General features: G+C 55.1%; 21 protein-coding genes and 1 pseudogene. 19 read left to right on the forward strand and 3 right to left on the reverse strand.

Features of this window, described 5'->3' with window-relative positions; all coding sequences use genetic code 11:
* Positions 1 to 209: 209 nt before the first annotated feature.
* The 7 genes from EV102420_RS08820 to EV102420_RS08850 all read left to right on the forward strand — a co-directional run bounded on the left by EV102420_RS08820 (position 210) and on the right by EV102420_RS08850 (position 14027).
* Positions 210 to 1472 carry a CmpA/NrtA family ABC transporter substrate-binding protein gene (locus tag EV102420_RS08820; protein ID WP_042391052.1) on the forward strand — a complete coding sequence of 421 codons (1263 nt, stop codon included), beginning with the start codon at positions 210 to 212 and terminating at the stop codon, positions 1470 to 1472.
* Between the two features lie 11 nt (positions 1473 to 1483).
* The gene (gene ntrB, locus EV102420_RS08825; protein WP_042391053.1) at positions 1484 to 2392 is read left to right on the forward strand and encodes a nitrate ABC transporter permease; all 909 of its coding nucleotides are present in this window, start codon (positions 1484 to 1486) and stop codon (positions 2390 to 2392) included.
* A gap of 24 nt (positions 2393 to 2416) precedes the next feature.
* A complete protein-coding gene (locus EV102420_RS08830; RefSeq protein ID WP_042391054.1) occupies positions 2417 to 3214 on the forward strand; it encodes an ABC transporter ATP-binding protein in 798 nt (265 codons plus the stop codon).
* A 22-nt stretch (positions 3215 to 3236) separates the two neighbouring features.
* Positions 3237 to 7310, forward strand: coding sequence for a nitrite reductase large subunit NirB (nirB, locus tag EV102420_RS08835; protein ID WP_077776509.1), 4074 nt, complete (start codon positions 3237 to 3239; stop codon positions 7308 to 7310).
* A complete protein-coding gene (locus tag EV102420_RS08840) occupies positions 7307 to 9961 on the forward strand; it encodes a nitrate reductase (RefSeq protein ID WP_042391055.1) in 2655 nt (884 codons plus the stop codon). The genes nirB and EV102420_RS08840 overlap by 4 nt, the downstream gene beginning before the upstream one ends.
* 64 nt (positions 9962 to 10025) lie before the next feature.
* Positions 10026 to 10775, forward strand: coding sequence for a YoaK family protein (locus EV102420_RS08845; RefSeq protein WP_042391056.1), 750 nt, complete (start codon positions 10026 to 10028; stop codon positions 10773 to 10775).
* A gap of 258 nt (positions 10776 to 11033) precedes the next feature.
* The gene (locus EV102420_RS08850; protein ID WP_052512340.1) at positions 11034 to 14027 is read left to right on the forward strand and encodes an RHS repeat-associated core domain-containing protein; all 2994 of its coding nucleotides are present in this window, start codon (positions 11034 to 11036) and stop codon (positions 14025 to 14027) included.
* 87 nt (positions 14028 to 14114) lie between these two features.
* On the opposite strand, the gene EV102420_RS21280 is transcribed toward EV102420_RS08850, so the two are convergent.
* The 3 genes and pseudogenes from EV102420_RS21280 to gcvA form a co-directional block, all read right to left on the reverse strand.
* Positions 14115 to 14516: an NUDIX hydrolase gene (locus EV102420_RS21280; RefSeq protein ID WP_255211666.1), complete on the reverse strand. Its 402-nt coding sequence runs from the start codon at positions 14514 to 14516 to the stop codon at positions 14115 to 14117.
* Between the two features lie 15 nt (positions 14517 to 14531).
* A pseudogene (locus EV102420_RS22720) lies at positions 14532 to 14585 on the reverse strand (hypothetical protein); the annotation flags it as partial.
* Between the two features lie 110 nt (positions 14586 to 14695).
* A complete protein-coding gene (gene gcvA, locus EV102420_RS08860; RefSeq protein ID WP_042391058.1) occupies positions 14696 to 15619 on the reverse strand; it encodes a transcriptional regulator GcvA in 924 nt (307 codons plus the stop codon).
* Positions 15620 to 15859: 240 nt separating this feature from the next.
* Between gcvA and EV102420_RS08865 the strand changes: the two genes are divergently transcribed.
* The 12 genes from EV102420_RS08865 to EV102420_RS08915 all read left to right on the forward strand — a co-directional run bounded on the left by EV102420_RS08865 (position 15860) and on the right by EV102420_RS08915 (position 26740).
* Complete coding sequence (locus EV102420_RS08865) at positions 15860 to 16141, forward strand: hypothetical protein (protein WP_042391061.1); 282 nt, start codon at positions 15860 to 15862, stop codon at positions 16139 to 16141.
* 21 nt (positions 16142 to 16162) lie between these two features.
* Positions 16163 to 16504 (forward strand): carboxymuconolactone decarboxylase family protein, encoded by a 342-nt coding sequence (locus tag EV102420_RS08870; protein WP_042391062.1) that lies wholly within the window; start codon positions 16163 to 16165, stop codon positions 16502 to 16504.
* 52 nt (positions 16505 to 16556) lie between these two features.
* Positions 16557 to 17231: a cupin domain-containing protein gene (locus tag EV102420_RS08875; RefSeq protein ID WP_042391063.1), complete on the forward strand. Its 675-nt coding sequence runs from the start codon at positions 16557 to 16559 to the stop codon at positions 17229 to 17231.
* Entirely contained in the window at positions 17228 to 18298 is a 1071-nt protein-coding gene (locus tag EV102420_RS08880) for a flavin monoamine oxidase family protein (protein WP_042391064.1), read from the forward strand. Before EV102420_RS08875 ends, EV102420_RS08880 begins: the two co-directional genes overlap by 4 nt.
* 3 nt (positions 18299 to 18301) lie before the next feature.
* Positions 18302 to 19327, forward strand: a complete 1026-nt coding sequence (locus EV102420_RS08885) for an alcohol dehydrogenase (protein WP_042391065.1) — start codon at positions 18302 to 18304, stop codon at positions 19325 to 19327.
* Between the two features lie 72 nt (positions 19328 to 19399).
* The gene (locus EV102420_RS08890) at positions 19400 to 19921 is read left to right on the forward strand and encodes a carboxymuconolactone decarboxylase family protein (protein WP_042391066.1); all 522 of its coding nucleotides are present in this window, start codon (positions 19400 to 19402) and stop codon (positions 19919 to 19921) included.
* 124 nt (positions 19922 to 20045) lie between these two features.
* Positions 20046 to 21464 (forward strand): cytochrome ubiquinol oxidase subunit I, encoded by a 1419-nt coding sequence (locus EV102420_RS08895; RefSeq protein ID WP_042391068.1) that lies wholly within the window; start codon positions 20046 to 20048, stop codon positions 21462 to 21464.
* Positions 21457 to 22461, forward strand: a complete 1005-nt coding sequence (cydB, locus tag EV102420_RS08900) for a cytochrome d ubiquinol oxidase subunit II (RefSeq protein ID WP_042391070.1) — start codon at positions 21457 to 21459, stop codon at positions 22459 to 22461. The genes EV102420_RS08895 and cydB overlap by 8 nt, the downstream gene beginning before the upstream one ends.
* Positions 22462 to 22471: 10 nt before the next feature.
* Entirely contained in the window at positions 22472 to 22618 is a 147-nt protein-coding gene (locus tag EV102420_RS21285; protein ID WP_072015221.1) for a DUF2474 domain-containing protein, read from the forward strand.
* Positions 22619 to 22777: 159 nt separating this feature from the next.
* A complete protein-coding gene (locus EV102420_RS08905; protein WP_042391072.1) occupies positions 22778 to 23716 on the forward strand; it encodes a LysR family transcriptional regulator in 939 nt (312 codons plus the stop codon).
* A 366-nt stretch (positions 23717 to 24082) separates the two neighbouring features.
* Positions 24083 to 25363 carry an amino acid permease gene (locus EV102420_RS08910; RefSeq protein WP_042391074.1) on the forward strand — a complete coding sequence of 427 codons (1281 nt, stop codon included), beginning with the start codon at positions 24083 to 24085 and terminating at the stop codon, positions 25361 to 25363.
* A 192-nt stretch (positions 25364 to 25555) separates the two neighbouring features.
* Positions 25556 to 26740: an aminotransferase-like domain-containing protein gene (locus tag EV102420_RS08915; protein ID WP_042391075.1), complete on the forward strand. Its 1185-nt coding sequence runs from the start codon at positions 25556 to 25558 to the stop codon at positions 26738 to 26740.
* The last annotated feature ends 68 nt before the right edge of the window (positions 26741 to 26808 follow it).

Below are 26808 nucleotides of genomic sequence, written 5' to 3' on the forward strand. Positions count from 1 at the left end.
GCTCTACCCGCCGTTGAATTTAACTTATTTGGCTGATTTTAAAGCGCATCCTCAGATTGGCACACAAGCTGCATTACGGTAAGTACAGAAAGACTAAGCCAACGGCGGTTTAGTCATCGTTTCGGATAAAGGCGTCCGTTAGCGTTCAGGAGACTGAGCGCTAACAGGACGCTTTTTTTTGCGCATTTTTCACCTTACAGGAAGCCGCAATGAAGCAAGACGACATTAACACCATGGTGAGTCTCTCCCGCCGCCGATTTCTGGCAGGCAGCGCGCTGCTGGGCGGCAGCATGCTGTTACCGGGTTTTATGAACAGCGTCTGGGCGGCAGGCTCTGATGCGCCAGAGAAAAAAGAGATCCGCGTGGGCTTTATCCCGTTAACGGACTGCGCCTCGGTGGTGATGGCAGCGGTGAAGAAGTTTGATGAGAAGTACGGGATCAAAATCATCCTCAGCAAGGAGTCCAGCTGGGCCTCGGTGCGCGACAAGCTGGTCTCCGGCGAGCTTGATGCTGCCCATGTGCTGTACGGACTGGTGTATGGCCTGCAGCTCGGCGTCTCTGGTCCGCAGCATGATATGGCGATGCTGATGACCCTCAACAACAACGGCCAGGCGATCACCCTCTCAAACCAGCTGAAAGCGGCGGGCGTGACCGATGCGGCCTCGCTGAAGAAAACCATTGAGGGCAGCGCAAAGGGAACCTACACCTTCGCCCAGACGTTTCCCACCGGCACGCATGCCATGTGGCTCTACTACTGGCTAGCCAACGCCGGGATCCATCCCTTTAACGACGTCCGCAACGTGGTCGTGCCGCCGCCGCAGATGGTGATGAACATGAAGATCGGCAACATGAGCGGCTACTGCGTCGGCGAACCGTGGAACCAGCGCGCCATTCTCGACGGGATTGGCTTTACCGCCGCGACCACACAGGAGATCTGGCCCGATCATCCGGAAAAAATTCTTGGCACCACCTCGGCGTGGGTAGCCGCCAATCCCAATACGGCCCGCGCCCTGACCGCAGCGGTGCTGGAAGCCTCCCGCTGGATCGACACCTCCGACGCCAACCGCATTGAAACCGCGAAAGCCATAGCGGGGCGCGCCTACGTCAACACCTCACCCGAGACCATTCAGGGGCGGATGCTCGGCGACTATGACAACGGGCTGGGCAAGAAGTGGAAAGACGCTCACGGCATGCGCTTCTTCAACGATGGGGCGGTGAACTATCCGTATCTCTCAGACGGCATGTGGTTCCTGACCCAGCACAAACGCTGGGGGCTTATCGATGCCGACCCGGACTATCTGGCGGTCGCGAAGACGATCAACCGCACCGATCTCTATAAGCAGGCGGCGACGGCGGTAGGGGGCATCAACCTGCCCGCCAGCGATATGCGCAGCAGCACCCTGTTCGACGGCAAGGTATGGGACGGCAGCAACCCCGCTGACTATGCCAACAGTTTTGCTATGAAACGCTAAGTGAGGCCGACATGTCTATCAACACCAAAACGAATGTGGTTACGCTGGCCGCCGAGCCGGAGAGCGCGGAGATCCTGCCCCTGAAAACGGCTATACCGACGCCGCCGTCGGAGGTGACAAAACCGGCACCTGCCAGCCGCCTGCGTAAAGGCATCCATGGCGCAGTGAAGAAAGCGGTGCCCGGACTGCTGGGGGCGATTGTGCTGATCGTCCTCTGGCAGATCGCCGCCCTGAGCAGCAATGGCTTTCCGACGCCGCTGAAAACCTGGGACGCGGCCAAAATCATCTTCGCCGAGCCGTTTTATATCGCCGGGCCAAATGATATGGGCATCGGCTGGAACGTGCTGGCATCGCTCAAACGCGTGGCGCTGGGCTTCGGTCTGGCGGCGCTGGTGGGGATCCCCCTCGGCTTTCTTATTGGCCGCTTTAGCTTTATTGCCAACATGCTCAACCCGGTTATCGCCTTGCTGCGCCCGGTCAGCCCGCTGGCCTGGCTGCCGATTGGCCTGCTGCTGTTCCAGCGCGCAGAGCCTGCCTCGGCGTGGACCATCTTTATCTGCTCTATCTGGCCGATGATCCTCAACACCGCCGAAGGGGTGATGCGCATTCCGCAGGACTATCTCAACGTCGCGCGGGTATTGAAGCTCGGTGAGTTCACCGTGATGCGCAAAATCCTCTTTCCCGCCGTGCTGCCGCACATTCTGACCGGGGTTCGCCTCTCAATCGGTATCGCGTGGCTGGTGATCGTCGCGGCAGAGATGCTGACCGGCGGCGTCGGGATCGGATTCTGGATCTGGAACGAGTGGAACAACCTCAACGTGGAAAACATCATCATCGCCATTCTGCTGATTGGCGTCGTGGGAATGCTGCTTGAGCAGGGCCTGATGGCCATTGCCCGCCGGTTTAGCTACGGCAACTAGTCACAAGAACCTCTGGAGCCTGATATGAAACACGAGAAAGCCATTATCCGCGTAGAAAACGTTACCCAGCGCTTTCACACCGCACAGGGGCCATTCCTGGCGCTCGACAACGTTAGCTTTGAGCTTGCGCGGGGCGAAACCGTCAGTCTGATCGGTCACTCCGGCTGCGGGAAGTCCACGCTGCTGAACCTGATCGCCGGGCTGAGCCAACCCACCGAAGGTGTTCTGCTCTGTGATGACCAGGAGATTAACGGCCCAGGCCCGGAGCGCGGCGTGGTGTTTCAAAACCACTCCCTGCTGCCGTGGCTGACCGCCTTTGACAACGTTGCCCTCGCGGTAGAGCAGGTTTTTAAAGGGAAGATGAGTAAGAGCGAGATGCAGGCGTGGATCGAACATAACCTTGAGCTGGTGCATATGGGCCATGCCATGCATAAACGTCCTGGGGAGATCTCCGGCGGCATGAAGCAGCGCGTGGGTATTGCCCGGGCGCTGGCGATGAAGCCGAAGGTGCTGCTGATGGACGAACCCTTTGGCGCGCTGGATGCCTTAACCCGCGCCCATTTGCAAGATGCGGTGATGGAGATCCAGTCCCGCCTGAATACCACCATTCTGCTTATTACCCATGACGTTGACGAAGCGGTGCTGCTCTCAGACCGGGTGATGATGATGACTAACGGTCCTGCGGCAAAGGTTGGCGAGGTGCTGCACGTCGAGCTGGAGCGTCCGCGCTCGCGGCTCACCCTGGCCAACGACTCACGTTTCCATCACTACCGCCAGCAGGTGCTGCATTTCCTGCATGAAAAACACCGGGCCGTGGCCTGAGACAGCGGGCGAGGTAAGCAGAATGGATAAACCTGTCCTGGTTGTGATTGGCAACGGCATGGCGGGCGTGCGTCTGGTGGAAAGGCTATGCGAGCTGGCCCCGACGCGCTACCGGATTGTGATTGTCGGTGACGAAGCGCAGCCCGCCTATAACCGCATCATGCTCACGCCGGTGCTGGCGGGTGAGAAACACTTTACGGACATCGTTACCCACGATCGAGCCTGGTATGAGCGTTACAACGTCACGCTGATCGGGGGATCCCCGGTGACGGCGATTGACCGTGAAGCCCGTACCGTATGGGTTAACGATCGGCCGCTGGGTTACGATCGTCTGGTCATCGCCACCGGCTCGCTGCCTTTTATGCCGCCGCTGCCGGGTGCCGCTCTGCCGGGTATCTATGGCTTTCGCAATCAGCAAGACGTGGAGAACATACTGCACGAGCGGGTTCCTGCGCAATCAGCAGTGGTTGTTGGTGGCGGGGTACTTGGTGTCGAGGCGGCAGCGGCACTGGCGCTGCGCGGTATGCAGGTCACGCTTCTGCACCGGGGGCCACATCTGATGGATCAGCATCTGGATCGGCATACGGCAGATCTCCTGCGCAATGAACTGACGGCGCGAGGTATTGAAACGGTATTGGCGGCGGAGACGATAGCCTATAGCGGCGGTGAAAGCGGACATGTTCAGGCTGTGAAGCTCCGTGACGGGCGGGCTATTCCTGCCCGGCGGGTCATCGTTGCCGCTGGCGTGCGGCCCAATATTACCCTGGCGCAGAAGGCCGGACTGGACTGCGCCCGCGGCATTCTGGTTAATGACCAACTGCAAACCTCCGATCCGCATATCTCGGCCATTGGCGAATGCTGTCAGATGGGTGAACAGACCTTTGGGCTAGTGGCCCCGTGCTGGCAGCAGGCGGAGGCCCTGGCGGCGCGTCTGGCGGGCATGAGCGTACCGCCTGCCGTTCATGACGTACCGCTGCGCCTTAAGGTCACCGGTATCCATCTCTTCTGCGCCGGAACGCTGCACGGCGGACAGGACGCGGAGATCCATTCCACCTTCGATCCCTTTGACGGCCACTATCGTCGTCTGCTTATCCAGAACAACCAGCTAAAGGGTGTGCTGCTGTGGGGAGATATCAGCGACGGGGCGGAATACCTTGCCCGTCTGGATCATCCTCAGTCCAGCCTGTTTATGCCCGACGCGCCCAATCCCTCTTCTTTGAAAGATCCGTTATCCACGACGATAGCGAGGAGCAATGTTATGTCAAAACCCGTTTTAGTGATGGCCGGACACGGCATGGTAGGTCACCATCTTCTGCAACAGCTGGTCGAGCGTGAACTGCATCTTCGCTATCAGATTATCGTTTTCGCCGAAGAGAATAGACCGGCCTACGACCGGGTTCATCTCTCGGAATACTTCTCCGGGCGCAGCGCGGCGTCACTGTCGATGGTAGAGAGCGACTTCTTTGAATCAACCGGCATTGAGCTACGCCTCGCTAACGGCATCGAGCATATCGATCGCCATCGCCGGTATGTTGTCGACAAGCAGGGACGGCAGACCGCCTATGACGCGCTGATTCTGGCGACCGGATCCTATCCGTTTGTGCCGCCAATCCCCGGTAACGACAGGCCCGGCTGTCTGGTCTATCGCACTATTGACGATCTGGCGGCGATTCAGGCCTGTGCGGAGAAAGGCAGCGTCGGTGTGGTGGTTGGCGGCGGCCTGCTGGGACTGGAAGCCGCTAACGCGCTGAAGCATCTCGGTCTGCAAACCCATGTCGTAGAGTTCGCTCCGCGGCTGATGGGCGTTCAGCTCGACGAAGGCGGGGCGGCCATGCTGCGCCGCAAGATCGAGGCGCTGGGCGTGCAGGTGCATACCGGTAAAGAGACGCGGGAGATTGTTCCGGGGGAGAGCTGCCACTACCGGATGGTTTTCGCCGACGGCAGCCATCTGGAGACCGATCTGGTGCTCTTCTCCGCTGGGATCCGACCACGGGATCAGCTTGCCAGAGAGTGCGGCCTGGAGGTTGGCCCGCGTGGTGGGATTGTGATTGACGATCGGTGTCGTACCTCCGATCCTGCTATCTTTGCCGTCGGGGAGTGCGCCCTGTGGAGCGGACAGATTTTCGGGCTGGTGGCACCGGGTTACCAGATGGCGCGTACTCTGGCGGAGACGCTTGCCGGCAACGAGGCGGCCTTTAAAGGCGCGGATATGAGTACCAAGCTGAAACTGCTTGGCGTCGAGGTGGCATCGGTGGGCGATGCCCATGGCCGTACGCCGGGCAGCGAAAGCTATAGCTGGGTCGACGGCCCGGCAGAGATCTATAAAAAAATTGTGGTATCGGCGGATCGCAAGCGTCTGCTGGGCGCAGTGCTGGTGGGTGACAGCAGCGAATACAGCACGCTGTTACAGATGATGCTCAACGATATGCCGCTTCCCGCCAGTCCAGAGGGGCTGATCCTGCCCGCCAGCGCAGGCGGTGCGCCCCAGGCGCTGGGCGTCGCGGCATTACCGGACGGGGCACAGATCTGCTCCTGCCATAACGTCAGCAAATCTGACATCTGCAATGCCGTGAAGGGTGGCTGCGGTGACATGGCCGCAATTAAGTCTTGCACCAAAGCGGCCACCGGCTGCGGCGGCTGTGCGGCGCTGACTAAACAGGTGATGGAGTATGCGCTGAGTGAAATGGGCGTTGAGGTAAAAAAAGATATCTGCGAGCATTTTGCCTATTCACGGCAGGAACTCTATCACCTGGTGCGCGTAGGCAACATCCGCAGCTTCGATGAGCTGATCGACAAACATGGCCACGGCTACGGGTGTGAAATCTGTAAACCGCTGGTAGGTTCAATACTGGCGTCGTGCTGGAATGACTACCTGCTCAAGCCGCAGCATCTGCCGCTACAGGACACCAACGATCGCTTCTTTGCCAATATCCAGAAAGATGGCACCTACTCGGTGGTGCCGCGCATCCCGGCCGGAGAGATCACGCCTGACGGGCTGATCGCCATTGGTCAGGTCGCCAAGCGCTACAACCTCTATACCAAAATCACCGGCGGGCAGCGGGTCGATCTCTTTGGGGCGCGAGTGGAGCAGCTCCCGGAGATCTGGCAGCAGCTCGTGGAGGCCGGATTTGAAACAGGGCACGCCTACGGTAAGTCGCTGAGGACGGTGAAATCCTGCGTCGGCTCCAACTGGTGCCGCTACGGCGTACAGGACTCTACCGATCTGGCGCTGCGGCTGGAGAATCGCTACAAGGGACTGCGCTCGCCGCACAAGATTAAAATGGCCGTTTCGGGCTGCACCCGCGAATGCGCTGAAGCGCAAAGCAAAGACGTCGGGGTTATCGCCACCGACAAAGGCTGGAACCTCTACGTCTGCGGCAACGGCGGCATGAAACCCCGGCACGCGGATCTGCTCGCCCAGGACCTGAGCACCGAGGCGCTGATCCGCACCGTGGATCGTTTCCTGATGTTCTATATCCGCACCGCCGACCGGCTGCAACGCACCAGCACCTGGATGGATAATCTTGAGGGCGGCATGGATTACCTGCGTCAGGTGGTACTGGAAGATAGCCTGAATATCGCCGCCGAACTCGAAAGCGAGATGCAGGCCGTGGTGGCGACCTACCAGTGCGAATGGCAGACCACGCTGGCGGCGCCCGATCGCCTCGCGCTGTTTAAACCCTTTGTTAACCACGATGAACCCGTACAGGCGGTGCAGGGCTGGGTGGAGATCTGTGACCTGGACGAGATCCCGGCCAATGCCGGTATGGCGGCCCGGCTAACCCACCAGCAGATTGCGCTGTTTCACCTGCCGGATCATCCCCAGAAGGTATTTGCCCTCAGCAACCACGAGCCGAACAGCGATGCCAACGTGCTGGCGCGCGGACTGTTGGGCGACGTGAAGGGCGAACCGGTCGTGATTTCCCCGCTGTATAAGCAGCGGTTCCGCTTGCAGGATGGCCGCAGCGTCGACGACGGGCAAAGCGCGCTGAGCGTCTGGCCGGTGAAAGTGGAGGGCGGACGCGTCTGGGTGCAGGAGCAGCCTGCAAGCCATATCGATCGACCCGCTGCCATGATTGAGACGGTCAGCCTATGAGCAGCGCGACGGTTACCACTACCTGCGCCTACTGCGGCGTCGGCTGCGGGGTAAAGATGCAGCCCCATGCAGAGGGGTTTACCGCCAGCGGCGACGGCGCGCATCCGGCTAATCTTGGGCGGCTGTGTGTGAAAGGCAGCGCCCTGGGAGAGACGCTGGATCTCAACGGGCGTCTGTTGCATCCCGAGATTGACCGCCAGCCGGTCAGCTGGTCGCAGGCCTTAGATGCCGTTGCGCAGGGATTGCAGGCTATCATTCGCGATCATGGCCCGCAGGCGGTGGCGTTTTACGGCTCGGGCCAGCTGCTGACGGAGGACTATTACGTTGCGAACAAGCTGATGAAGGGTTTTATCGGCGCGGGAAATATGGATACCAACTCGCGGCTGTGCATGGCCTCGGCGGTGGTGGGTTATAAACGTGCGTTTGGCACCGATGCGGTGCCGTGCAGCTACCGGGATCTGGAGCTGGCCGACTGCGTGATCCTGACCGGATCGAATATCGCCTGGGCGCACCCGGTGGTCTATCAGCGGCTGGCCCAGGCTAAAAAAGCAAGGCCGGAGATGCGTATTATCGTCATCGATCCGCGTCAGACCGCCACCTGCGACATTGCCGATCTGCATCTGCCGCTGCGTCCCGGTAGCGACGCCGCTCTGTTTTGCGGCGCGCTGAACGCCATGGCAGAGCATAACCTGTTGGACAGTGACTTCCTCAAGCAGCACACCCAAGGTGGGGATGAAACTTTGACGGCGGCGCGTGACTGGACGGAAGAACACACCGCTGCGTTCTGCGGATTGCCGCTGACTCAGCTGCGGACGTTCTATCAAATGATTGCCGATAGCGATCGTCTGGTCACGCTCTACTCAATGGGCATCAACCAGTCCAGTTCAGGCGTAGACAAGTGTAACGCTATCATTAACCTGCATTTAGCGGCGGGCAAAGTAGGGCGCGAAGGCTGCGGTCCGTTTTCGATAACCGGTCAGCCAAATGCCATGGGCGGCCGGGAAGTAGGTGGGCTGGCTAACCAGCTGGCGTCACACATGGGCTTCACTAAAGAAGAGATTGATCGTGTAGAGCGCTTCTGGAAGAGTGACAACGTCACAAAAAGTGCAGGACTTAATGCCGTTGAGCTGTTCCGCGCAATAGAACAAGGCCAGATAAAGGCGGTGTGGATCATGGGCACCAACCCACTGGTTTCACTCCCGGATGCGGATCGGGTCCGCGCCGGACTGGCGCGCTGCCCGCTGGTCATTGTTTCCGACGTCATGCGCGATACCGATACCACTCGTGCAGCCCATATCTGCCTACCGGCGCTGGCCTGGGGCGAGAAGAATGGCACCGTCACTAACTCTGAGCGCTGTATCTCGCGCCAGCGCGCTTTTCTGCCTGTACCGGGTGAGGCGAAGCCAGACTGGTGGATCCTAAGTCAGGTCGCCCAGCGGCTAGGGTTCGGCGAGGCGTTTGCCTGGCAGCATCCGGCAGAGATATTTCGCGAGCACGCGGCGCTGTCCGGTTTTGAGAATAACGGTTCGCGGGCGTTTGATATTAGCGGTCTGGCGCAGCTTACCGACAGGGAGTGGGATGAGCTGCGCCCGGTACAGTGGCCGGTTAACGCGGCAAATCCGCAGGGCAGGGAGAGGCTGTTTACCGACGGGCGTTTCTTCCATTCTGACGGCAAAGCGCGGTTAATCGCCATTACGCCCCGGCTGCCGATCAATCAGCCGACGTCCGTTGCGCCGCTGATTATGAACACCGGCAGGATCCGCGATCAGTGGCATACCATGACCCGCACCGGCAAATCCGCGCGCCTGATGCAGCATATCAGCGAGCCGTTTTGTCAGTTTCATCCTGCCGATGCGCCGGACGTTCAAGATGGCGATCTGGTGCGGGTCTCATCCTCTCACGGCTGGCTGCTGCTGAGAGCCCGGCCCGATAGCCTGCAACCGCGCGGCAGCGTGTTTGTGCCGATGCACTGGAACAGCCAGTTTAGCCAGCAGGCGAGGGTAGATGCGCTGGTCGAGGCAAATACCGATCCGCTATCGGGGCAGCCGGAGAGCAAACACATGCCGATCAGCCTACGTCGCTGGGCTGCCGTCTGGCAGGGCGAGCTGTTTATGCGCGGCAATCACCTGACGCCGCCCGCGACGGCATACTGGAGCCGGATCGCGCAGCCCGATATCACGCACTACGTCCTGGCGGACTCCTCAATACCGAAGGATTGGCTGGCGTGGCTCAACGAGTATGCTGCTGTCGGGGAGTGGATCTGCCAGTCGGCCCACCTCGGTGAAAAAGGATTTAACCTGCTCGCATGGGCAGACGGCGAACTCCAGCTGGCGTTTTATGCCCACCGGGATCGACCTGGAGTGGATCGCCAGGCGGTAGTAGCTGCGTTCGGCCAGCCTCCACAGACCGCTCCGCAGCGTCTGGCTCTGCTGGCCGGTACGGCTGGGAAGGGTAAGGCTTCAGCGGGGGCAACGATCTGCAGCTGCTTTGCGGTAGGCGAACACAAGATTGCTGATGCCGTGCGCCAGGGATGCAGCAGCGTGCAGCAGCTCGGCGCACAGCTTAAGTGCGGAACTAACTGCGGCTCCTGTATTCCGGAGTTAAAGAAGATCCTTGCCGAGCAGCTCGCTTTCAATTCAGGTATGTCTTAATCGTGTGAGGCCATTGTTCTGCTAGCTTAATGATTTAGCTGAAGTTGGTAACCGGAGGTTATCTTTGCTGATTAAACTGAAAAGAACACGTTCGCACAATGAGGACCGCAAGCTGGCCCTGTGGCTCGCCACGGCGGCTGGCCTGCTAAACGCCATCGCGCTTGGCGCTTTCGGCTTCTTTCCCTCCCACATGACCGGTAACACCTCGCAGCTCTCCAGCGAAGTTTCCAATACGGACCTACGGGACGTTCTGTTTTTTAGCGCCATCATCGTGGCGTTTGTTTGCGGGGCAGTGCTTGCCCGCATCATCGTACTGTGGGGGATCGTGCATAACTGCCGGCTGATTTTCTGTCAGATCCTGTTCGCCGAGGGTCTCTTTTTAACCGGCATATCGCTGTATGAGATCTACTTTCATGCGTTCTCATCGAACCGGGAGATTGTTGTCATTCTTTGCGGCCTGATGGGGCTGCATAACTCGACCTCCACACAGCTGTCGAGTGGGCGGGTCAGATCGACACATATCACCGGTACGTTAACCGATGCCGGGATCTCGCTAGCATCCGTGCTGGCAGCCATGCTGCGCCGGGATTTCTCTAAAGATAGCGCTGCGCAAAAAAGTCAGCTTAAGACTCATCTTACGACAATTTTCTCATTTCTCACCGGCGGTATCGCAGGTCTGTTCCTGTTCAGATGGTTCGGTTTTACGGCCATGTCGGCGGTTGGTGTCGTGCTAATGGCGATTGCTACACTGTCGATTATTAGCGTTACCGTTCGGGTTAGAAAAGCACGTGCAGCGATGCGTGGTCTCTCTTAAATATTGATGGCTTCAGCTAATGAAGCCATGCTCTTTTTATTATGGAGTGGATAAAAAGAGCACATATCCTTTTTATTTTATTGCCATTACTCTTCTATATAAAACCTGCATATATCACATCTTAACGTGCCGAATATAACGATAAAAAATCATTGTTATACACTTATTGCCTATCTCTTTTACTCGAGTTTGATTAAGATAAATTTCTTATAAATCAATATTTTGATAAAGAAATATCATTATCCAAAGGAGTAAACCATGAGCAGCACAACACTTGCCACCGGTACGCCGGTGGTCAGCGTCAATGATAACCGTGGCGCAATAATTCGCGCTCTAAATTGGAATCATGAGCAGGTAAACAGCCCGCTTCGATTGCTGATTAATCATAACCTGATTAATGATGACAGCCGAGTTTTTGAAAGTCGCGATCCGCGTCTATTTACCGCCTGGTCTGCTAACGACGCGACGCCAGCAAATCTCCAGAGCACACCCTCATTGGCAGGTCTGATTTTGCACCGTGAAAGCAGCGATAGTGGGAATTTGGTGACGCTGTTTGACGCGGCAGGCCGTCCGGTATGGAGCCGGGACGGGTGCGGCACGGTGCAGAGTATAACGTATGACGAACTGGGCCGTCCGGCAAAGGGCAGTGAGCAGTTGAACGGGAGTGAAATCCGGTTCAGCTGGCGCAGCGAGTATGGCGACGCCGGTCCGGCGGATGCCGGTTCGCAGGGGAATAATCTACGCGGCATGTGCGTGGCGCAGTATGACGATGGCGGCCTGGTACAGGTGAGCTCGGTGGCGCTGAGCGGAGCGGTGCTCAGCCAGACGCAGCGCTTTTTGTCTTCGGCAGAGGCGTTACCCGACTGGCCGGACGATGCGGCGGAGCGGGAGGCGCTGCTTGAAGCTGAGGTATATAGTACGTCTGTTACTGCCGACGCCCGTGGTGCGGTTCTGAACCAGACGGATGCCATGAACCATATGCAGAGCTGGCGCTATGACGTCAGCGGCAATAATTGTTATCAGACGGTGACCCCGGCTGGAGGAGAAACGCAGAGTCTGCTGGGGGATATGACATGGAGCGCAGCGGGTCAGGTGCTGACAGAGTCCGCCGGGAACGGCGTTAACACCGAATACAGCTACGACCCGCAGAACCAGTGGCTCGCCACCATCACGGCGCAACGGGCAGATAACACTACGCTTCAGGCCCTGAGCTACGGTTACGATAATACGGGTAACGTCACCTCGATAAATGACGGCTCGGTGGCGGCTGGCTACTGGCGCAACCAGGCCACAAACGGCTCACGGCTGTTTACCTATGATGCCCTCTACCAGTTGCTGAGTGCCACCGGACGTGAGAATGCCAACAACACCGGGATGCAGTACAGCGCCCTGCCGGTGTTGTCGGATGGCAACCAGTATGTCAACTACACCCGCAGCTATCACTATGACGACAGCGGCAACCTCGCCACGATGACTCACGCCGGGGCGGGAAATTTCACCCGCACTATGACCACGGAGAGCACCTCGAACCGCAGCGTGCAGCAGAACGACGGCGGAGCGCAGACTCCGGACGCGGTGACGGACTGGTTCGACAGCAACGGCAACCTGCTGACGCTCCAGGCCAGCGCCGCAGGCAGCGACGGTCTGACGTGGGACGGCAGTAATAACTTACAGCAGGTGACCCTGGTGAGCCGCAGTAGCGGCGACAACGACCGGGAAGTCTACCAGTACAGCGGCAGCCAGCGGGTGCGCAAGCAGACCCGCACCCTGATGAACGGTGAAACGCAGCTGTGGAATATTGATGAAGTACGCTACTTGCCGGGGCTGGAGTTACGTAAAAGTTGGCAGGAGACGGCGGGCAACAGCCCCACACCGTCGCTGACGGAGGAGTTGCACGTCATCACCGGCCAGGCGGGCCGGGCAGGTATCCGGGTGCTACACTGGGAAACGGGTAAACCGGACGGTATTGATAACAACCAGGTGCGCTGGAGCGTGGACGATAATATCGGCTCGCTGGAGCTGGAGATGGACGTAGAGGGCCAGCTTATTAGCCGGGAAGAGTACTATCCCTTTGGCGGCACCGCTGTGTGGGCGGCACGCAGCGAGGTGGAAGCAGATTACAAAACCGTGCGTTATTCTGGCAAGGAGCGGGACGGCACCGGACTGTACTACTACGGCCACCGCTACTATGCCCCGTGGCTGTGTCGCTGGATAAGCGCCGACCCGGCAGGCGAGGTGGATGGGCTGAACCTGTACCGGATGGTAAGAAATAATCCGGTCAGCCTGAAAGATATGGGTGGGATGGCTCCTATAGGGGATAGCAGTACGGCTGGAATGAGTATTAAAGACAGGCTCGCACTGCTTCAACAAAAAAATGGAAATACAGGAGAGGCACAAGGCCCATCGGTACGGCCCAAAGTCCCTCCGCGTCCAGTAAAAGCATCAACATCACCGCAATCAGCGGCTATGCCGGTACAACAGCCAACCCCACAGGTAATGCCAGCCGCCACAGCTGATGAGCCAATCGCTGGCCCATCATCGGCGCCTGCCAGAAGCCTTAGAAGTCAGCCTAAAACGGCGCAGGACGTTTTTGACAGGTACGGGGCCAGTTATCACGCTGAAAACAGAACATATCCTTTTGAGATGATGCAGGAAATTACTCAAAATAAACTTAATTATTCAAATACATCTTTACCAGCAAAAAGCCTTGAAAAAATAGCTGGCATGAAGTTTACGCTTCGGCATTATACGTCAGCCCCAGCGGGGCAGGCACCGTCCTTCAATGAAATTGCCACCAATATGGACCTGGTAAAAAAAGGGGTTAAATCTCTTTCACGATCGAGTGGCAGTAATACCAACGAAGATGACTGGCGAAGACTGGGTAATACCGGATTTTCTTTTTTCCTTCTATCAATAAATGGAGAGGTGGCCAACAGAAAGTTCCTGGCCAATTCAACGCACTATGCAGAATTCGGTATTGATGAACTTATTCAAGCACTTGGTCCGGACACGGAGTTTTTTGCCAGTGCAGATTTACTCCATGAGAAGAATCTCGCATCGGTCAAGGCAATAAAAGGTAAATTAGGTGATTTAAAATCGCTGCTTGCAGCAGCGGCAGGAATTTCTGCGGTACAGCTGGGAACGCTGGGTGCAAAAGCTCTGCTAAGTAAAATAGATGCAGCGTTTGGCAATACGCTTGAAATAAAAATCCCAGGTAATGTTAAAATAACAGGCGCCTGGAACAAGGTTTAAACGCATAGGCTAACTTTTTACTGGAAAAGAGTAAAGTACACCGCTATGGGAGTCTATAGCGGTGTATTATTAATGCCTGAACATATACTAGTCGAACCATGTCGGTCGATCCGACGTTGCGATATCCATACTCACTTTAATTTGCTCGGGCACGATCCTTGTCAAAGACAGATCCGGCAGCTCGTTAATGTCGAAAAAGCCAATATCGGTGGATTCATGGCTCAATGCCAGGCTTCCACCGATCTCTTCGCACAGGAAGATAAGCGTGTAAACGTGCCAGGGGTAGGGTGGATGGCCATGAAGATTGCGATCCCACACGCCCAGCAGTTTTGTCACTTTTACGCTGAGCCCGGTTTCCATCAGAACTTTGCCTTCGCGAAGGATGAACGCGCGAACATCCGTTTTGGGAGTCGCATAACCGATTTCGGAGACATGATTCCAGGACTTAGCGTCAAGGTCAAAGCAGGAGCCGATCAGCTCAACGGCCATCTGCTGAAGAGCTTCATAGTGCTCACAATCGAAAACATCCCTGGCGTAGGTAAGTCCTGTCTGGGTAATGGCATTGAGTTTTTTAGCTTGGGATAAACTCCGGCACGAATTGCTGCCTTAACGCCGGAACTGGATATGCCAGGGTTCTGCGCTTTAATGATTTCTTCAGTAATATCAGGTCAGATGTTGTTGCACGCGCGGGCTTGCTCAATCATCCATTCACGGAAATAGGCGATTTTCGGCAGGCTGTCGCAGCCAGGCCGGTGCACAAGGTAATAGGCTAACGGGCTGGCGAGGGAAACCTCCGGGCACAACCGGACCAGACGTCCGCTTTTGAGATCTTCATCGACCATAATGCTGCGCGCCAGTGCTATACCATGGCCCTCTACGGCGGCCTGGAGCACCGCAGCGGAGCTGTTGATCCGCAGGCCTGGCTTGCGGGCGATAGCCTGAACGCTGAAACGGCGTAACCACCGATCCCAAGTAATGAAGTCTTTATGCTGCTCCATCGACAAATCGTGAATAAGCGTTTGCTCCGTGACCCCTGTCAGGCAGTTAATTGCCGGGTTTACAGCCATCAAAGAGGGGGCACAAACCGGGAAAACCTCTTCCGACATCAATAGCTCAGCCTGCAATCCTTCCCAGCGCCCCAGACCGTAGCGAATACCGACGTCCATACCCTGGGCGGTAAAATCCAGCAGCTTCAGGCTGGTCTCCAGACGCACGTCAATATCCGGCCAGCGCTGCTGAAAATCTTCTATACGCGGCAGCAACCACTTGGCGGCAAAAGCAGGACTGATAGTGACGTTAAGAATACCGTTGGTGGCCCCTTCGCGAAGCAGCGTCATACCCAGATTGAGGCTCTGAAACCCGGCGCGAATATCCGGTAACGCCCGTTGCGCGGGTTCTGTCAGCAGAAGGGCGGCTCGCCGGTTATTGCTTCGATGAAACAGTGGAAAACCTACCACCTCTTCAAGGGAACGTACCAGCTGGCCCACGGCCGCAGGCGTGACGTTAAGCTCTTCTGCCGCCAGAGAGAAACTCTGATGACGTGCGCTGGCTTCAAAAGCCCGAAGGGCGTTGAGATGAACCGGGATTTTCATATCTGAAAGAAAACCTTCTTAGAGGGCCAAGATTATCTCATTTGTTCATGAGGCCGAGGCTAAACATAATGCAGAAACGGTGAGGCTTAGACAATACATCTTTTAAATTCATAAACTCTGTGTCGTTTTTATGTGCAAAGTTTTTCTTTGAATTTAATTGAGCCATAAGTGACGCCGTAACGCAATGCATCTTGAACGTGTCTTTTGGCTTCAGCTTTCAACCGAATAAAGGAGTTAATCATGGCCTATTTGCAGATCACCTTGGATATTAGCGAACAGAACCGTGCGGCTGCGGCGGCGGTTTACCAAAAATACAAAGCCCCCTTCCTCTCGACCATTGACGGTGCCGTCTCTAAAGAGTTGCTGGTGCGTGCAGAGGATGTGCAGGTACTGCATGGTTTTGAATCCGCCAGGCAGGCCGAAGCCTATCTCGGCTCGCAGCTGTTCGTAACAGATGTGGTCGAGGCCCTAAAGCCTTATCTAAACAGTGCGCCAGATGTACGTATCTATGACGTTGCCTGATTGCTAATTAACGGGATTGTTATGTTTTTGAACTGGACTGAAATGCGTAAAGAGTTACGTGCCGCTATCGGACGATTTGCAGGTCTGCAACCCGATGTGATGCAGGGTATCGATAAAATGCAAAACGGTGCTGCGGCAACAGGGCACCTGGATGCCAAAACGCATGAGCTGATTGCGCTGGCTGTCGCCGTCACCACCCGCTGCGATGGCTGCCTGTCAGTGCATGCCGAAGCAGCCGCAAAACAGGGTGCAACGCGGGAAGAGATCGCCGAGGCGCTGGGTGTCGCCATTACGCTCAATACAGGGGCTGCGCTGGTTTACTCCAGCCGCGCACTAGATGCTTTTGATTCACTGCCAAAATAACCTTCGTACAGCGGTTTCGCCTTGAAACCGCTTTTTCTTGCAGGAACGTCGCATGTTGATTAATCACGACTTTACCCGGCGCGTTACCGTCGCCACTGACGATTACCACTGGGTTCACTCCCCGCAGAAAGGCATTGAACGTGTAATGCTGGATCGCATCGGCGGTGAGCAGGCGCGTGCAACCAGCATCGTTCGTTATTTGCCGCAGACTTCTTTTCCTCAACACGTTCACCCGGGCGGTGAAGAGATTCTGGTGCTGGATGGGCAGTTTTCGGAAGGTGAGAAGGATTATCCCGCAGGCTGGTATCTGCGCAATCCCCCGGGCTCTTGCCATCAGCCCCATAGTGCTACCGGTACGCTGCTGTTCGTTAAGCTCGGCCAGATGAGCGATGGTGAAAATAGTCCGCTGCGTATCGATACCCGCGATGCGGCCAACTGGCAGCAGGAGGAGGGTATTTCGGTCTGTCCGCTATTTGAGAACGATCGGGAGAACGTCTGCCTGCTGCGCCTGGCATCTGGCTCGCTTCTGGTTGAGCCACGCCTTACGGGCGGGGCAGAGTTATTGCTCGTGCAAGGCAGCCTAATTGAAGGCAACAGCATCTATGCCGAAGGAAGTTGGATCCGCATTCCTGCTGGGCAGCGGATGGCGTTGATGGCGGAAAAAGAGAATACCCTGCTGTATCTGAAAAAGGGCCATCTCGGTGCTATGCAGGAACCTCAACCATGATGAAGGCCCAGGTTGCGATTGTTGGCGCAGGACTTAGCGGACTCTATGCGGCCTGCCTGCTAGAGCAGGCCGGGATTAAGTATGTCGTACTTGAAGCCCGCAAGCGGGTTGGTGGTCGTGTCATGCCCGCTGAGAGCACAGGGGCAGACTTGGGGGCAACATGGCTCTGGCCGGGGATCCAGCCCGCGCTTTCTACGCTTCTTGCTGAACTGAATATTGAAGTTTTCTCCCACCAGGAATGGGGGGACATGCTGTTTGAGCGGACTATGGATACCGCTTCTCGTCATCCGGGGTTTGTCTCTTCCCCTGCGGCGGCACGCGTTCGTGGGGGAATGTCACAGCTGACCGCTGCGCTGCTGGCGCGTCTTGAGCCTGACCGGGTCGTCATGGATGTGCAAGTAAAGCAGATTGAACAACACAACGGAACGCTGACTGTTCGTGGCCACGGTGCAGATGAACAAGCTGTGACCCTGCACGCCCGACACATCCTGCTGGCCTTGCCTCCCATGCTGGCAACCCGGATCGCATTTACCCCCGCACTGCCTGACCCTCTGCTACATGCGTGGCGTAACACCGGCACCTGGATGGCGCCGCATGCCAAATACGTAGCGCTCTATTCCCGCGATTTCTGGAAAGAAAAAGGCCTCTCTGGAGAGGCGCGAAGCAGCGTCGGACCCATGGTAGAGATCCACGATGTTTCAGAACCGGATGGGATGTACGCCCTGTTTGGTTTTATTGGACTGCCGTATAACGCGAGGCAGGCAATGGGCGAAATTGCCTTACGCGAGCAGTGCAGGGCGCAGCTGGCACGGCTGTTTGGCCCCGAGGCAGCCCATCCGCATGCTGAATTTATTAAAGACTGGGCAGCCGATCCTTTCACCGCCACATCGCGCGATCTGACTTTACAGGCTGGCCATGCCGTACCGCCGGCCTGGGCGGATAACGGTTCCTGGCGGCACGCCATAACGGGTATCGCCAGCGAGTGGTCTGCCGCATTTCCAGGTTATCTTGCCGGCGCGATTGATGCTGTCGCCGCAGGCATCCAACGAATAATAAACGAGAGATAACGTATGAAAAAAACCTATAAAGCCATGCAGGTTACCCGTCCGGGACAAATGGAAATGGTAGAGAAAGATCTTCCCGAACCGGGACCGGGTGAGGTGCTTATCAAGGTGGAAGCCTGTGGAATTTGCGGTGCGGACGCAGGGGCTATTGAGGGTCTGGAAAAGGGCGTTGAATATCCACGCGTCCCGGGCCATGAAGTGGTCGGTACGCTCTGCAAAACATCCGATCCATTACCCGCATGGCTGAAGCCAGGCCAGCGCGTCGGGGTTGGGCGTCTGGGCGGGCACTGCAACGCCTGCGATCAATGCCGACTTGGGCACTTTAACCTCTGTCAAAACCAGCCGGTCACCGGCAGCACGTGTGACGGCGGGTATGCCGAATACATGCTGGCGCGGACGACAGGGTTGGTCGCCATCCCGGACGACCTCTCATCCGTGGAGGCCGCACCGCTGCTTTGCGCCGGTATTGCAACCTTTAACGCCCTGAAAAAATCTCATGCACAGGCCGGCGACACCGTCGTGATTCAGGGTATGGGCGGTCTTGGGCATCTGGCCGTGCAGTATGCCCGGAAAATGGGTTTTCGTGTCGTCGCTGTTGGCAGGGGCGCTGATATCGCGGATGAAGTGATGACGCTTGGGGCACATCACTACGTAGATACACATAGTCAAGATGCCGTGGAAGCAATCAAAGCCCTTGGTGGCGCGGAAGTCGTCTTGTCGACCATAACGGATAGTCCAGCCGTATCGGCGTTGTTACCGGCGCTGGTGCCACAGGGGCGGCTAATGATCGTCGGGGTGGGTAAGGAGCCTTTGACCCTGATGCCGGGCGTGATGATAGGGCGAGAGTTAACGGTCAGGGGGGCTATTACCGGTACCGCCATTGAGTTAGAAAAAGCCCTGAAGTTCAGCCTGTTGGCAAACGTGCGGGCCATGATTGAGACGCAGCCTCTGGCACAGGCGCAGCAAGCCTATGAAAAAATGCGCAGCGGCCAGGCCAAATTCCGCATGGTTCTCACCCTTGAGCATAGCTAAAACTGTTTTAGTCGATTGTTAAGCACCTTATTGAATAACGGTAGAGTATTACCCTCATCTGCGAGAATAATTATGAGCAATGTACGCGTTACGCCGTGGCAGGATAACGATCCCGTTCCGGCTGATTTACTGGCCGCTATGCAGGCCCGCCGTCCCGGCGGGGAATTAATTGATATTGACAGGGTGTTACTGAAAAGCTTTCCGCTGGCCACCGGCTGGAATGCCTTACTGGGCCGGGTTCGGGCCGACTTCAGCCTCGAACTGCTCTATCTCGAATTGATCATGCTTCGCGTAGCGGTACTTAATCGCGCTGAATTCGAGTGGGGCGTGCACTATCCGGTTTATCTCAAGGCAGGGGGATCGGAAGAGAAGGCTCAGGCGCTGAAACAGACCGAGCCGGAGCGCGGCCTGTTCGATGAGCGCGAATGGATGCTCATTTCCTTAACCGATCAGTCAACCAAAAACGTAAATGTCGACGCCGAGGTCATTGCGTCATTAAAGATCCTCTTTGGTGAAACCAAAACGGTGGAGGCGGTTGCGACCGTTGCTGCTTATAACATGGTTTCGCGTTTTCTGGTCGCGCTGGATATCTAGCGCCACCATCTTCTCTCTTTCCACTATCTGGATATTACTGCAGAGCAAACTGCAGTGAGGCTATGGGCGAAAAATAACAGGCTTCAACGCTTGAGAATGGTCACGCCCATAAAAAGGAGTACCTATGTTCGGTTTAGATGCGTTTCATCTGGCAAGGATCCAGTTTGCCTTTACGGTTTCATTTCACATTATCTTCCCGGCGATAACCATTGGTCTTGCCAGCTACCTGGTGGTGTTAGAAGGACTATGGTTAAAAAAACGCGGGACGGTATATCTGGATCTTTATCATTTCTGGTCCAAAGTCTTTGCCGTTAACTTCGGTATGGGCGTGGTCTCCGGGCTGGTCATGGCCTATCAGTTTGGCACCAACTGGAGCGGATTCTCTCAGTTCGCCGGCAGTATTACTGGGCCGTTGCTCACCTATGAAGTATTAACGGCCTTCTTCCTGGAGGCGGGATTCCTGGGCGTTATGCTGTTCGGTCGCAATAAGGTCGGACCGGGCCTGCACTTTTTTGCCACCTGCATGGTGGCGTTAGGCACGTTGATATCGACCTTCTGGATCCTGGCATCCAACAGCTGGATGCATACGCCGCAAGGTTACATTATTGAGAACGGCGTGGTGGTGCCCCAAGACTGGCTGAAGATTGTTTTTAACCCCTCCTTCCCGTGGCGTTTAGTGCATATGACCACGGCGGCCTTTCTGGCCAGCGCCTTTTTCGTTGGCGCATCCGGCGCATGGCATCTTCTTAAAGGCAAGGATACGCCAGCGATCCGTAAGATGTTCTCAATGGCGCTGTGGATGGCGGTAATCGTGGCGCCCGTTCAGGCTTTCCTGGGCGATGGACATGGATTAAATACGCTTGAACACCAGCCTGCAAAAATCGCCGCGATCGAAGGGCACTGGGAAAACAGACCCGGTGAAGCCACGCCACTCATTCTGTTTGGCATTCCGGATATGGCGCAGGAACGTACCAGGTATGCTCTAGAAGTGCCGTATCTCGGCAGCCTGATCCTAACACATAGCCTTAACAAACAGATCCCTGCCTTAAAAAGCTTTCCGCCTGCTGACAGGCCAAATTCCACCGTGGTGTTCTGGTCATTTCGTATCATGGTGGGGCTAGGGCTGCTAATGATTGCCCAAGGCGCACTGAGCCTCTGGCTGCGATATCGCAAAAGTCTGTATTCGTCGCGACCTTTCCTCTGGTTTGTGTTGTTAATGGGGCCTTCCGGATTGATTGCGATCCTTGCAGGATGGTTCACCACCGAGATAGGACGGCAGCCTTGGGTCGTGTATGGCATTCAGCGAACCCGGGACGCGGTATCGGCACATGGCAGCCTGCATATGAGCTTTAGTTTGTTAGCGTTTATCGTGGTTTACAGCGCGGTGTTCGGTGTGGGGTATCTGTATATGATGCGGCTTATCAAGACAGGGCCGGTGAGCGGCGAAGGCCATCATCAAGAAGAGGGCGGTCCTGGCAGGATGCGTACCCCGGCACGGCCTCTCTCGGCGAGCAGTCAGCAAGAAGGAACACATGATGATTGATCTCTCCCTTATCTGGTTTGGCATTATCATTTTCTCCATCATGATGTATATCGTCATGGACGGATTCGATTTGGGCATCGGGGTCGTTTTCCCTTTCATTAAGGATGCCGAAGAGCGTGATGTCATGGTCAACACGGTGGCGCCGGTATGGGATGGCAACGAAACCTGGCTAGTGATGGGCGGTGCCAGCCTGTATGGCGCATTTCCGCTGGCCTATGCCGTTATTACCGATGCGCTGGCTGCGCCCTTAACGCTGATGCTCATCGGTTTAATCTTCCGTGGAGTGGCGTTTGAATTTCGTTTTAAGGCCACGCCCGCCCATCGCCCTTTTTGGGATAAAGCCTTTATCTCTGGCTCTGTTCTCGCCACTTTCTGCCAGGGCGTGGTGGTGGGTTGTCTGATTAACGGCTTGCCTGTGAGTCATCGTGCTTATGTAGGGCCGGAGCTCATCTGGCTGGATCCCTTTGCGCTGTTTTGCGGCCTGGGGCTGGTCATTGCCTATGCACTACTAGGCAGTACCTGGCTGGTAATGAAGACAGAAGGGCAATTACAGCAGAATATGGCCAGACTCACGATCCCGTTATTGGCCGCGCTGCTGGTGGTTATGGGAATCGTTAGCCTCTGGACGCCGCTTGCGCATTCATTTATTGCTACGCGCTGGTTCAGCCTGCCAAACCTGTTCTGGTTTCTCCCCGTCCCTGTGCTGGTATTGGTCTGTTCATGGGGAGTGATAGGTTCCCTTCGGCGTGGGGCGCACTATTCACCTTTTTTATTAACGCTGATGCTGATCTTGCTGGGCTTTTCCGGGCTCGGTATCAGTATCTGGCCTAATATCATCCCGCCGTCGGTCTCGCTTCACCAGGCGGCATCCCCAGAGATGAGTCAGGCGTTTATGCTGGTCGGTAGCCTGGCGATCATCCCGATAATCCTTATCTATACCTTCTGGAGCTACTACGTCTTTCGCGGAAAGGTCAGGACGGGTGAGGGATACCATTAAGGAGAGAAATATGCTGACGCGCACCGACAAGAAAAGTCGTACTTTGCTGAAAGGCGTATTCTGGCTGGTCATCATTTGGACCACCAGCGTCCTGGCGCTGGGGATTGTTTCGTTGCTTTTCCGCGCGCTTATGTCTGCGGCAGGTATGAAGGCATAATCCAGGACAGACGCCTGGTCGTTTTCCGCCCAGGCGTTTTACCTGAAAGAAAAACTTTTCCGCTTAACAAGTTTATCTGCTTTGTCGGGAGCGCCGTATCCACCTCATACTGCTTCAGATACTTTCCTCCGTCTTACGCCATACCTACCGAACAAATCTATGACAATTCCATTGACGATCAAACAAATTGAGATGCTGGTGAAAATCAGTGAGGGAAAAGGGCTGTCCGAAGCGGCGCGGCTGCTTAACATATCCCCTTCCGCCGTGAGCAAGGGGCTTGCGGTGATGGAAGAAAACCTCGGCGTGCCGCTCATTCAGAGAACGACCCGTTCATTTCAGCTAACTGAAGCTGGAGAGTACTTTGTCTCCCGCGCCTCAGAGCTTCTGAAAGAGTTTGACGATATCGTTAATACGACCTGTGGATATTTCAATCACCCTCATGGCGCGCTGAGGATCACCTGTTCTGTGGCGTTTGGCTATGCACATTTGATTGATATTTTTGAAGAGTACCGTAAGAAAAATCATGACGTTGAACTGATTCTGGATCTTGACGATCACCTGACGAATCTTAATGAAAACAATGTCGACATCGCGCTGCGGATCACCGCTACGCCGCCGCAGAACTATGCGGCCAGGAAGTTATCCAAAATAAGCTGGCTCTATTGTGCATCACCAGCCTACCTGGCGCGAAACGGCACCCCGACCAAACGCACTGAGCTCACCAGCCATGCGTGTCTCGTGTATCCGGGCCTAACGCCACCGCTTCGCTACAACGAGATTGCGTCTCAGCATCCACAGTGCAATATCAAACCTAAAACGCCGGTGCAGGCTAACAGTAGCCTGCTGCTGCTAAAAGCGGCCCTTTCCGGACAGGGGATTGCCTGGCTCCCTTCCTATCTTATCAGTCAGCACATTGAGAGCGGGGAGTTAGTGCCCCTTACGCTGGATGGTAAATGCGCTTATCCGACTCATAGCCTTTACGCGCTCTATTTCCCGAGCAAGTTTCGCAATCCTAAAGTCAGATCCTTTATCGATTTCCTGGTTGAGGAGAATCAACCCTGGAATCGTTGGGAGAAAGCTATCGATGGCCTGCTGTAACCAGCAGGCTTTTTTAATGTGCTGTAGATCACAATTGCAATTTAGCATTAGAATGCATCCATAAGGAAAAACTATTATCACGATCACATTCATAGATAAATAATTTTATATTTTGTGGCCTCTGTCATGTTGCTTTCAAATAAACAACCTGTGAACAAAAGTAGAAACTGTTTTCTTTAATTTTCATTCGCTACAGTTTTGTTGCTGTGTAAAGCTTCTTACATTCAATCATTAATGCCTAAAGGGTTATTTGATTGGAATACGGCAGGGCTTGTTAATTTTGGGCAAGAAATTAACCAAGTTACCACAGCATGCATTTAAAACATGCTCAGTCTGGTGCTTTTATTTAGTTTATTGGGGTCTCCTATGACTGTAGGAATTAATAACGAAGCAATTAATAAAAAGAATATTCCCTTTACTATGTACGATTTAGGATGGGTAGTGCTCTGCATCGGCGCGGCTATTGGATCCGGCATTGTCTTTTTCCCGTTACAGGTTGGCCTGAAAGGCGTATGGGTATTTGCGTTAGCGGTTATCCTGGGTTATCCGGCCGTCTATTACATGCAAAAACTGTTTATCGAAACCATGGCGCGTAGCGATGAGCAGGATTCCTATCTAAGTATTATCGCCAGTTATGTTGGCAACCGCTGGGGAGTGTTGCTGGGCGCGCTTTACTCCATCACCATGCTGAAATCGATGGTTGAGTATGCCCTTGCCATCACCAATGACAGCGCCTCATACATAAAAACATTTGGCCTTACAACCGAGACGCTCTCTGAACACTGGTGGTGGCCTTTGCTGTTAATCGCTGGGCTCTCTTTGGTGGCCTCCAAGGGGGAGAAGGTCCTGTTTAAAGTGTCGGGCAGCATGATTGCAGTAAAACTGGTGATCATCGTAGCCATTGGCTTTGTAGTGGTGCCTTTCTGGGATGTGGGCAATATCGGCGAACTTCCAACCGTTAGCCACCTCGTTGTTGGCGCGTTCCCAACCCTACCATTCGCTATCTTCTCTATCATGTTCGTTGGGATTTTAAACCCCATGAATATCGCCTATAAAAAACGTGAAGAAGATAAAGAGGTGGCAAAGTACAAGATTTTGCGCGTACACAAAGTGGCTTATCTGGTTCTGGTGGCTACCGTGCTGCTGTTTGTGGTCTCCATTGTACTTTCTATCAGCGAGGCAGACGCGCTGCGCGCTTACCAGGATAACATCTCGGCGCTTGCCCTGGCCGCAAAGGTGATACCCGGGGCAGCAGTGAAATACATGAGCGTGATCCTTAATGTGTTCTCTATCGTAACCGCATTCCTGGCACTTTATCTGGCCGTTCATGAGTCATTTGTTGGCCTGATCAAAGTGGCTGTAGAAAAGATGTTTAAGTCACATGACCCCAATAGCAATGCAATTTCAGTTGCTGCGTTTTTCATGGTGGTGCTGGTGTTATGGCTAATCGTTTTGACCAACTTCCCGATTCTGAAGGTATTTGTTTTCGGCGGTGTAACCTATGGTCTGATTAGCTGCATCATTCCTGGAATTATTATATTGAAGAATGACAGGTTCACTGACCTGCGTGGGGTATCGGTCTACTATGTTATCTTGATTGGTATACTGATGTGCATTGGCCCATTTGTTATGCTGTTTTCACAATAGAAACCTGACTTCTGTAGCTCACACTGTGCTTTAACCATAATAATTAAAATGCTTTATCATTAGTTTTGTTCAGGGTCATCATTAGCTCGATTCATGATCGCCCTAAAATAAAATTCTGCGAGTGGAAAACAATTATCAAAGACGCTTGCCTGTGATATTAAGAAAGAGACAAAAAGACAATGGGGAGCGGAGATGTCGCACAATAAAATCGCAAACAAATTACAGAACCTTCAGTCATCTGCAATTAGGGAGTTATTGAAACATAGCAAAATGGATGGCGTCATTTCTCTTGGCGGAGGCATTCCGGACCCCAATCTGTTTGATCGCGAAGGTTTACAGATAGCTATGGATAATGTGCTTACGCACGGTTGGAAAGATGCCTTTCAATATGGTCTTAGCGAGGGTAGCCCAGAGCTGCGTGGCGCCATCTGCCAACTTATGAAAGAGAGAGCGATTAGCTGCGATATAGATGATGTCGTCGTGACCTCTGGCTCTCAGCAATCGTTGGATATCCTTGCTCGCGCCTTGATTAACCCGGGTGACGTTGTGGTTGTGGAACGACCTACCTATCTGGCGGCATTGCAGGTGTTACAGCTTGCTGAAGCAAATCTGATGTCAGTCGGAACAGACGGCCAGGGAATGATCGTCGATGAGCTCGAAGCGCTGTTGAAAACCACGTCGGTGAAGGCAGTTTACATCGTGCCCACCTTTGGCAACCCCGGCGGTGTTACCCTGACAGAGCAGCGACGCCAGCAGCTGGTGGCGCTTTCCCAGCGCTACGACTTCGTTATCATCGAAGACGATCCTTATGGCGAAATTAACTTTACCGATAAGACGTTTACTCCGCTCATATCTTGGGCGGCGGAAATGGGTGTCAGCGACAACGTGATTTACACCTCTACCTTTTCTAAGATCCTCGCGCCGGGCGCGCGGGTAGGTTGGTTAGTCGTGCCGGAGTGGCTTAAGCGACAGGTAGTGAACCTTAAGCAAGCCACGGATTTACACACCAGTTCGTTATCCCAGTCGCTGACGTACCACTATCTGAACAGTGGCCGCCTGGCGGATCAAATCGCCCTGATCCGCCAAGCCTATAAGCAAAAATGCCTTGTCCTGAGCCAGCACCTGCAGAACGAGTTGGGCGACCATCTGACCTTCCATCAACCGATGGGCGGCATGTTTCTATGGGCAAAATTTAAATATGAAATGAACACCACGCACTGGCTGCAGAAAACGCTGAGTAACGGTGTGGTGTATGTGCCAGGCGAGTTCTTCTACTGCAATGAGCCGGATCGCTCCACGCTGCGTATGTCGTACGTCAGCACTACAGAAGAAAATCTGAAAGAAGCGGTTATGCGCTTAAAAACCGCGTTGAATTAATCGTCGCCGCCATCTATCCAGGGGCGGGGACATAGGTCAAAACAAATCAGTACGTGTTGTAAAAAGAG

Source organism: Pseudescherichia vulneris NBRC 102420 (genome assembly GCF_000759795.1).
Taxonomy (GTDB): Bacteria; Pseudomonadota; Gammaproteobacteria; order Enterobacterales; family Enterobacteriaceae; genus Pseudescherichia; species Pseudescherichia vulneris.

What these genes read in the sequence shown, in the direction of transcription:
- EV102420_RS08820 (WP_042391052.1), top strand. Translation starts at nt 210, where the DNA reads ATGAAGCAAGACGACATTAACACCATGGTGAGTCTCTCCCGCCGCCGA.
- ntrB (WP_042391053.1), top strand. Translation starts at nt 1,484, where the DNA reads ATGTCTATCAACACCAAAACGAATGTGGTTACGCTGGCCGCCGAGCCG.
- EV102420_RS08830 (WP_042391054.1), top strand. Translation starts at nt 2,417, where the DNA reads ATGAAACACGAGAAAGCCATTATCCGCGTAGAAAACGTTACCCAGCGC.
- nirB (WP_077776509.1), top strand. Translation starts at nt 3,237, where the DNA reads ATGGATAAACCTGTCCTGGTTGTGATTGGCAACGGCATGGCGGGCGTG.
- EV102420_RS08840 (WP_042391055.1), top strand. Translation starts at nt 7,307, where the DNA reads ATGAGCAGCGCGACGGTTACCACTACCTGCGCCTACTGCGGCGTCGGC.
- EV102420_RS08850 (WP_052512340.1), top strand. Translation starts at nt 11,034, where the DNA reads ATGAGCAGCACAACACTTGCCACCGGTACGCCGGTGGTCAGCGTCAAT.
- EV102420_RS21280 (WP_255211666.1), bottom strand. Translation starts at nt 14,516, where the DNA reads ATGGCCGTTGAGCTGATCGGCTCCTGCTTTGACCTTGACGCTAAGTCC.
- gcvA (WP_042391058.1), bottom strand. Translation starts at nt 15,619, where the DNA reads ATGAAAATCCCGGTTCATCTCAACGCCCTTCGGGCTTTTGAAGCCAGC.
- EV102420_RS08865 (WP_042391061.1), top strand. Translation starts at nt 15,860, where the DNA reads ATGGCCTATTTGCAGATCACCTTGGATATTAGCGAACAGAACCGTGCG.
- EV102420_RS08870 (WP_042391062.1), top strand. Translation starts at nt 16,163, where the DNA reads ATGTTTTTGAACTGGACTGAAATGCGTAAAGAGTTACGTGCCGCTATC.
- EV102420_RS08875 (WP_042391063.1), top strand. Translation starts at nt 16,557, where the DNA reads ATGTTGATTAATCACGACTTTACCCGGCGCGTTACCGTCGCCACTGAC.
- EV102420_RS08880 (WP_042391064.1), top strand. Translation starts at nt 17,228, where the DNA reads ATGATGAAGGCCCAGGTTGCGATTGTTGGCGCAGGACTTAGCGGACTC.
- EV102420_RS08885 (WP_042391065.1), top strand. Translation starts at nt 18,302, where the DNA reads ATGAAAAAAACCTATAAAGCCATGCAGGTTACCCGTCCGGGACAAATG.
- EV102420_RS08890 (WP_042391066.1), top strand. Translation starts at nt 19,400, where the DNA reads ATGAGCAATGTACGCGTTACGCCGTGGCAGGATAACGATCCCGTTCCG.
- EV102420_RS08895 (WP_042391068.1), top strand. Translation starts at nt 20,046, where the DNA reads ATGTTCGGTTTAGATGCGTTTCATCTGGCAAGGATCCAGTTTGCCTTT.
- cydB (WP_042391070.1), top strand. Translation starts at nt 21,457, where the DNA reads ATGATTGATCTCTCCCTTATCTGGTTTGGCATTATCATTTTCTCCATC.
- EV102420_RS21285 (WP_072015221.1), top strand. Translation starts at nt 22,472, where the DNA reads ATGCTGACGCGCACCGACAAGAAAAGTCGTACTTTGCTGAAAGGCGTA.
- EV102420_RS08905 (WP_042391072.1), top strand. Translation starts at nt 22,778, where the DNA reads ATGACAATTCCATTGACGATCAAACAAATTGAGATGCTGGTGAAAATC.
- EV102420_RS08910 (WP_042391074.1), top strand. Translation starts at nt 24,083, where the DNA reads ATGACTGTAGGAATTAATAACGAAGCAATTAATAAAAAGAATATTCCC.
- EV102420_RS08915 (WP_042391075.1), top strand. Translation starts at nt 25,556, where the DNA reads ATGTCGCACAATAAAATCGCAAACAAATTACAGAACCTTCAGTCATCT.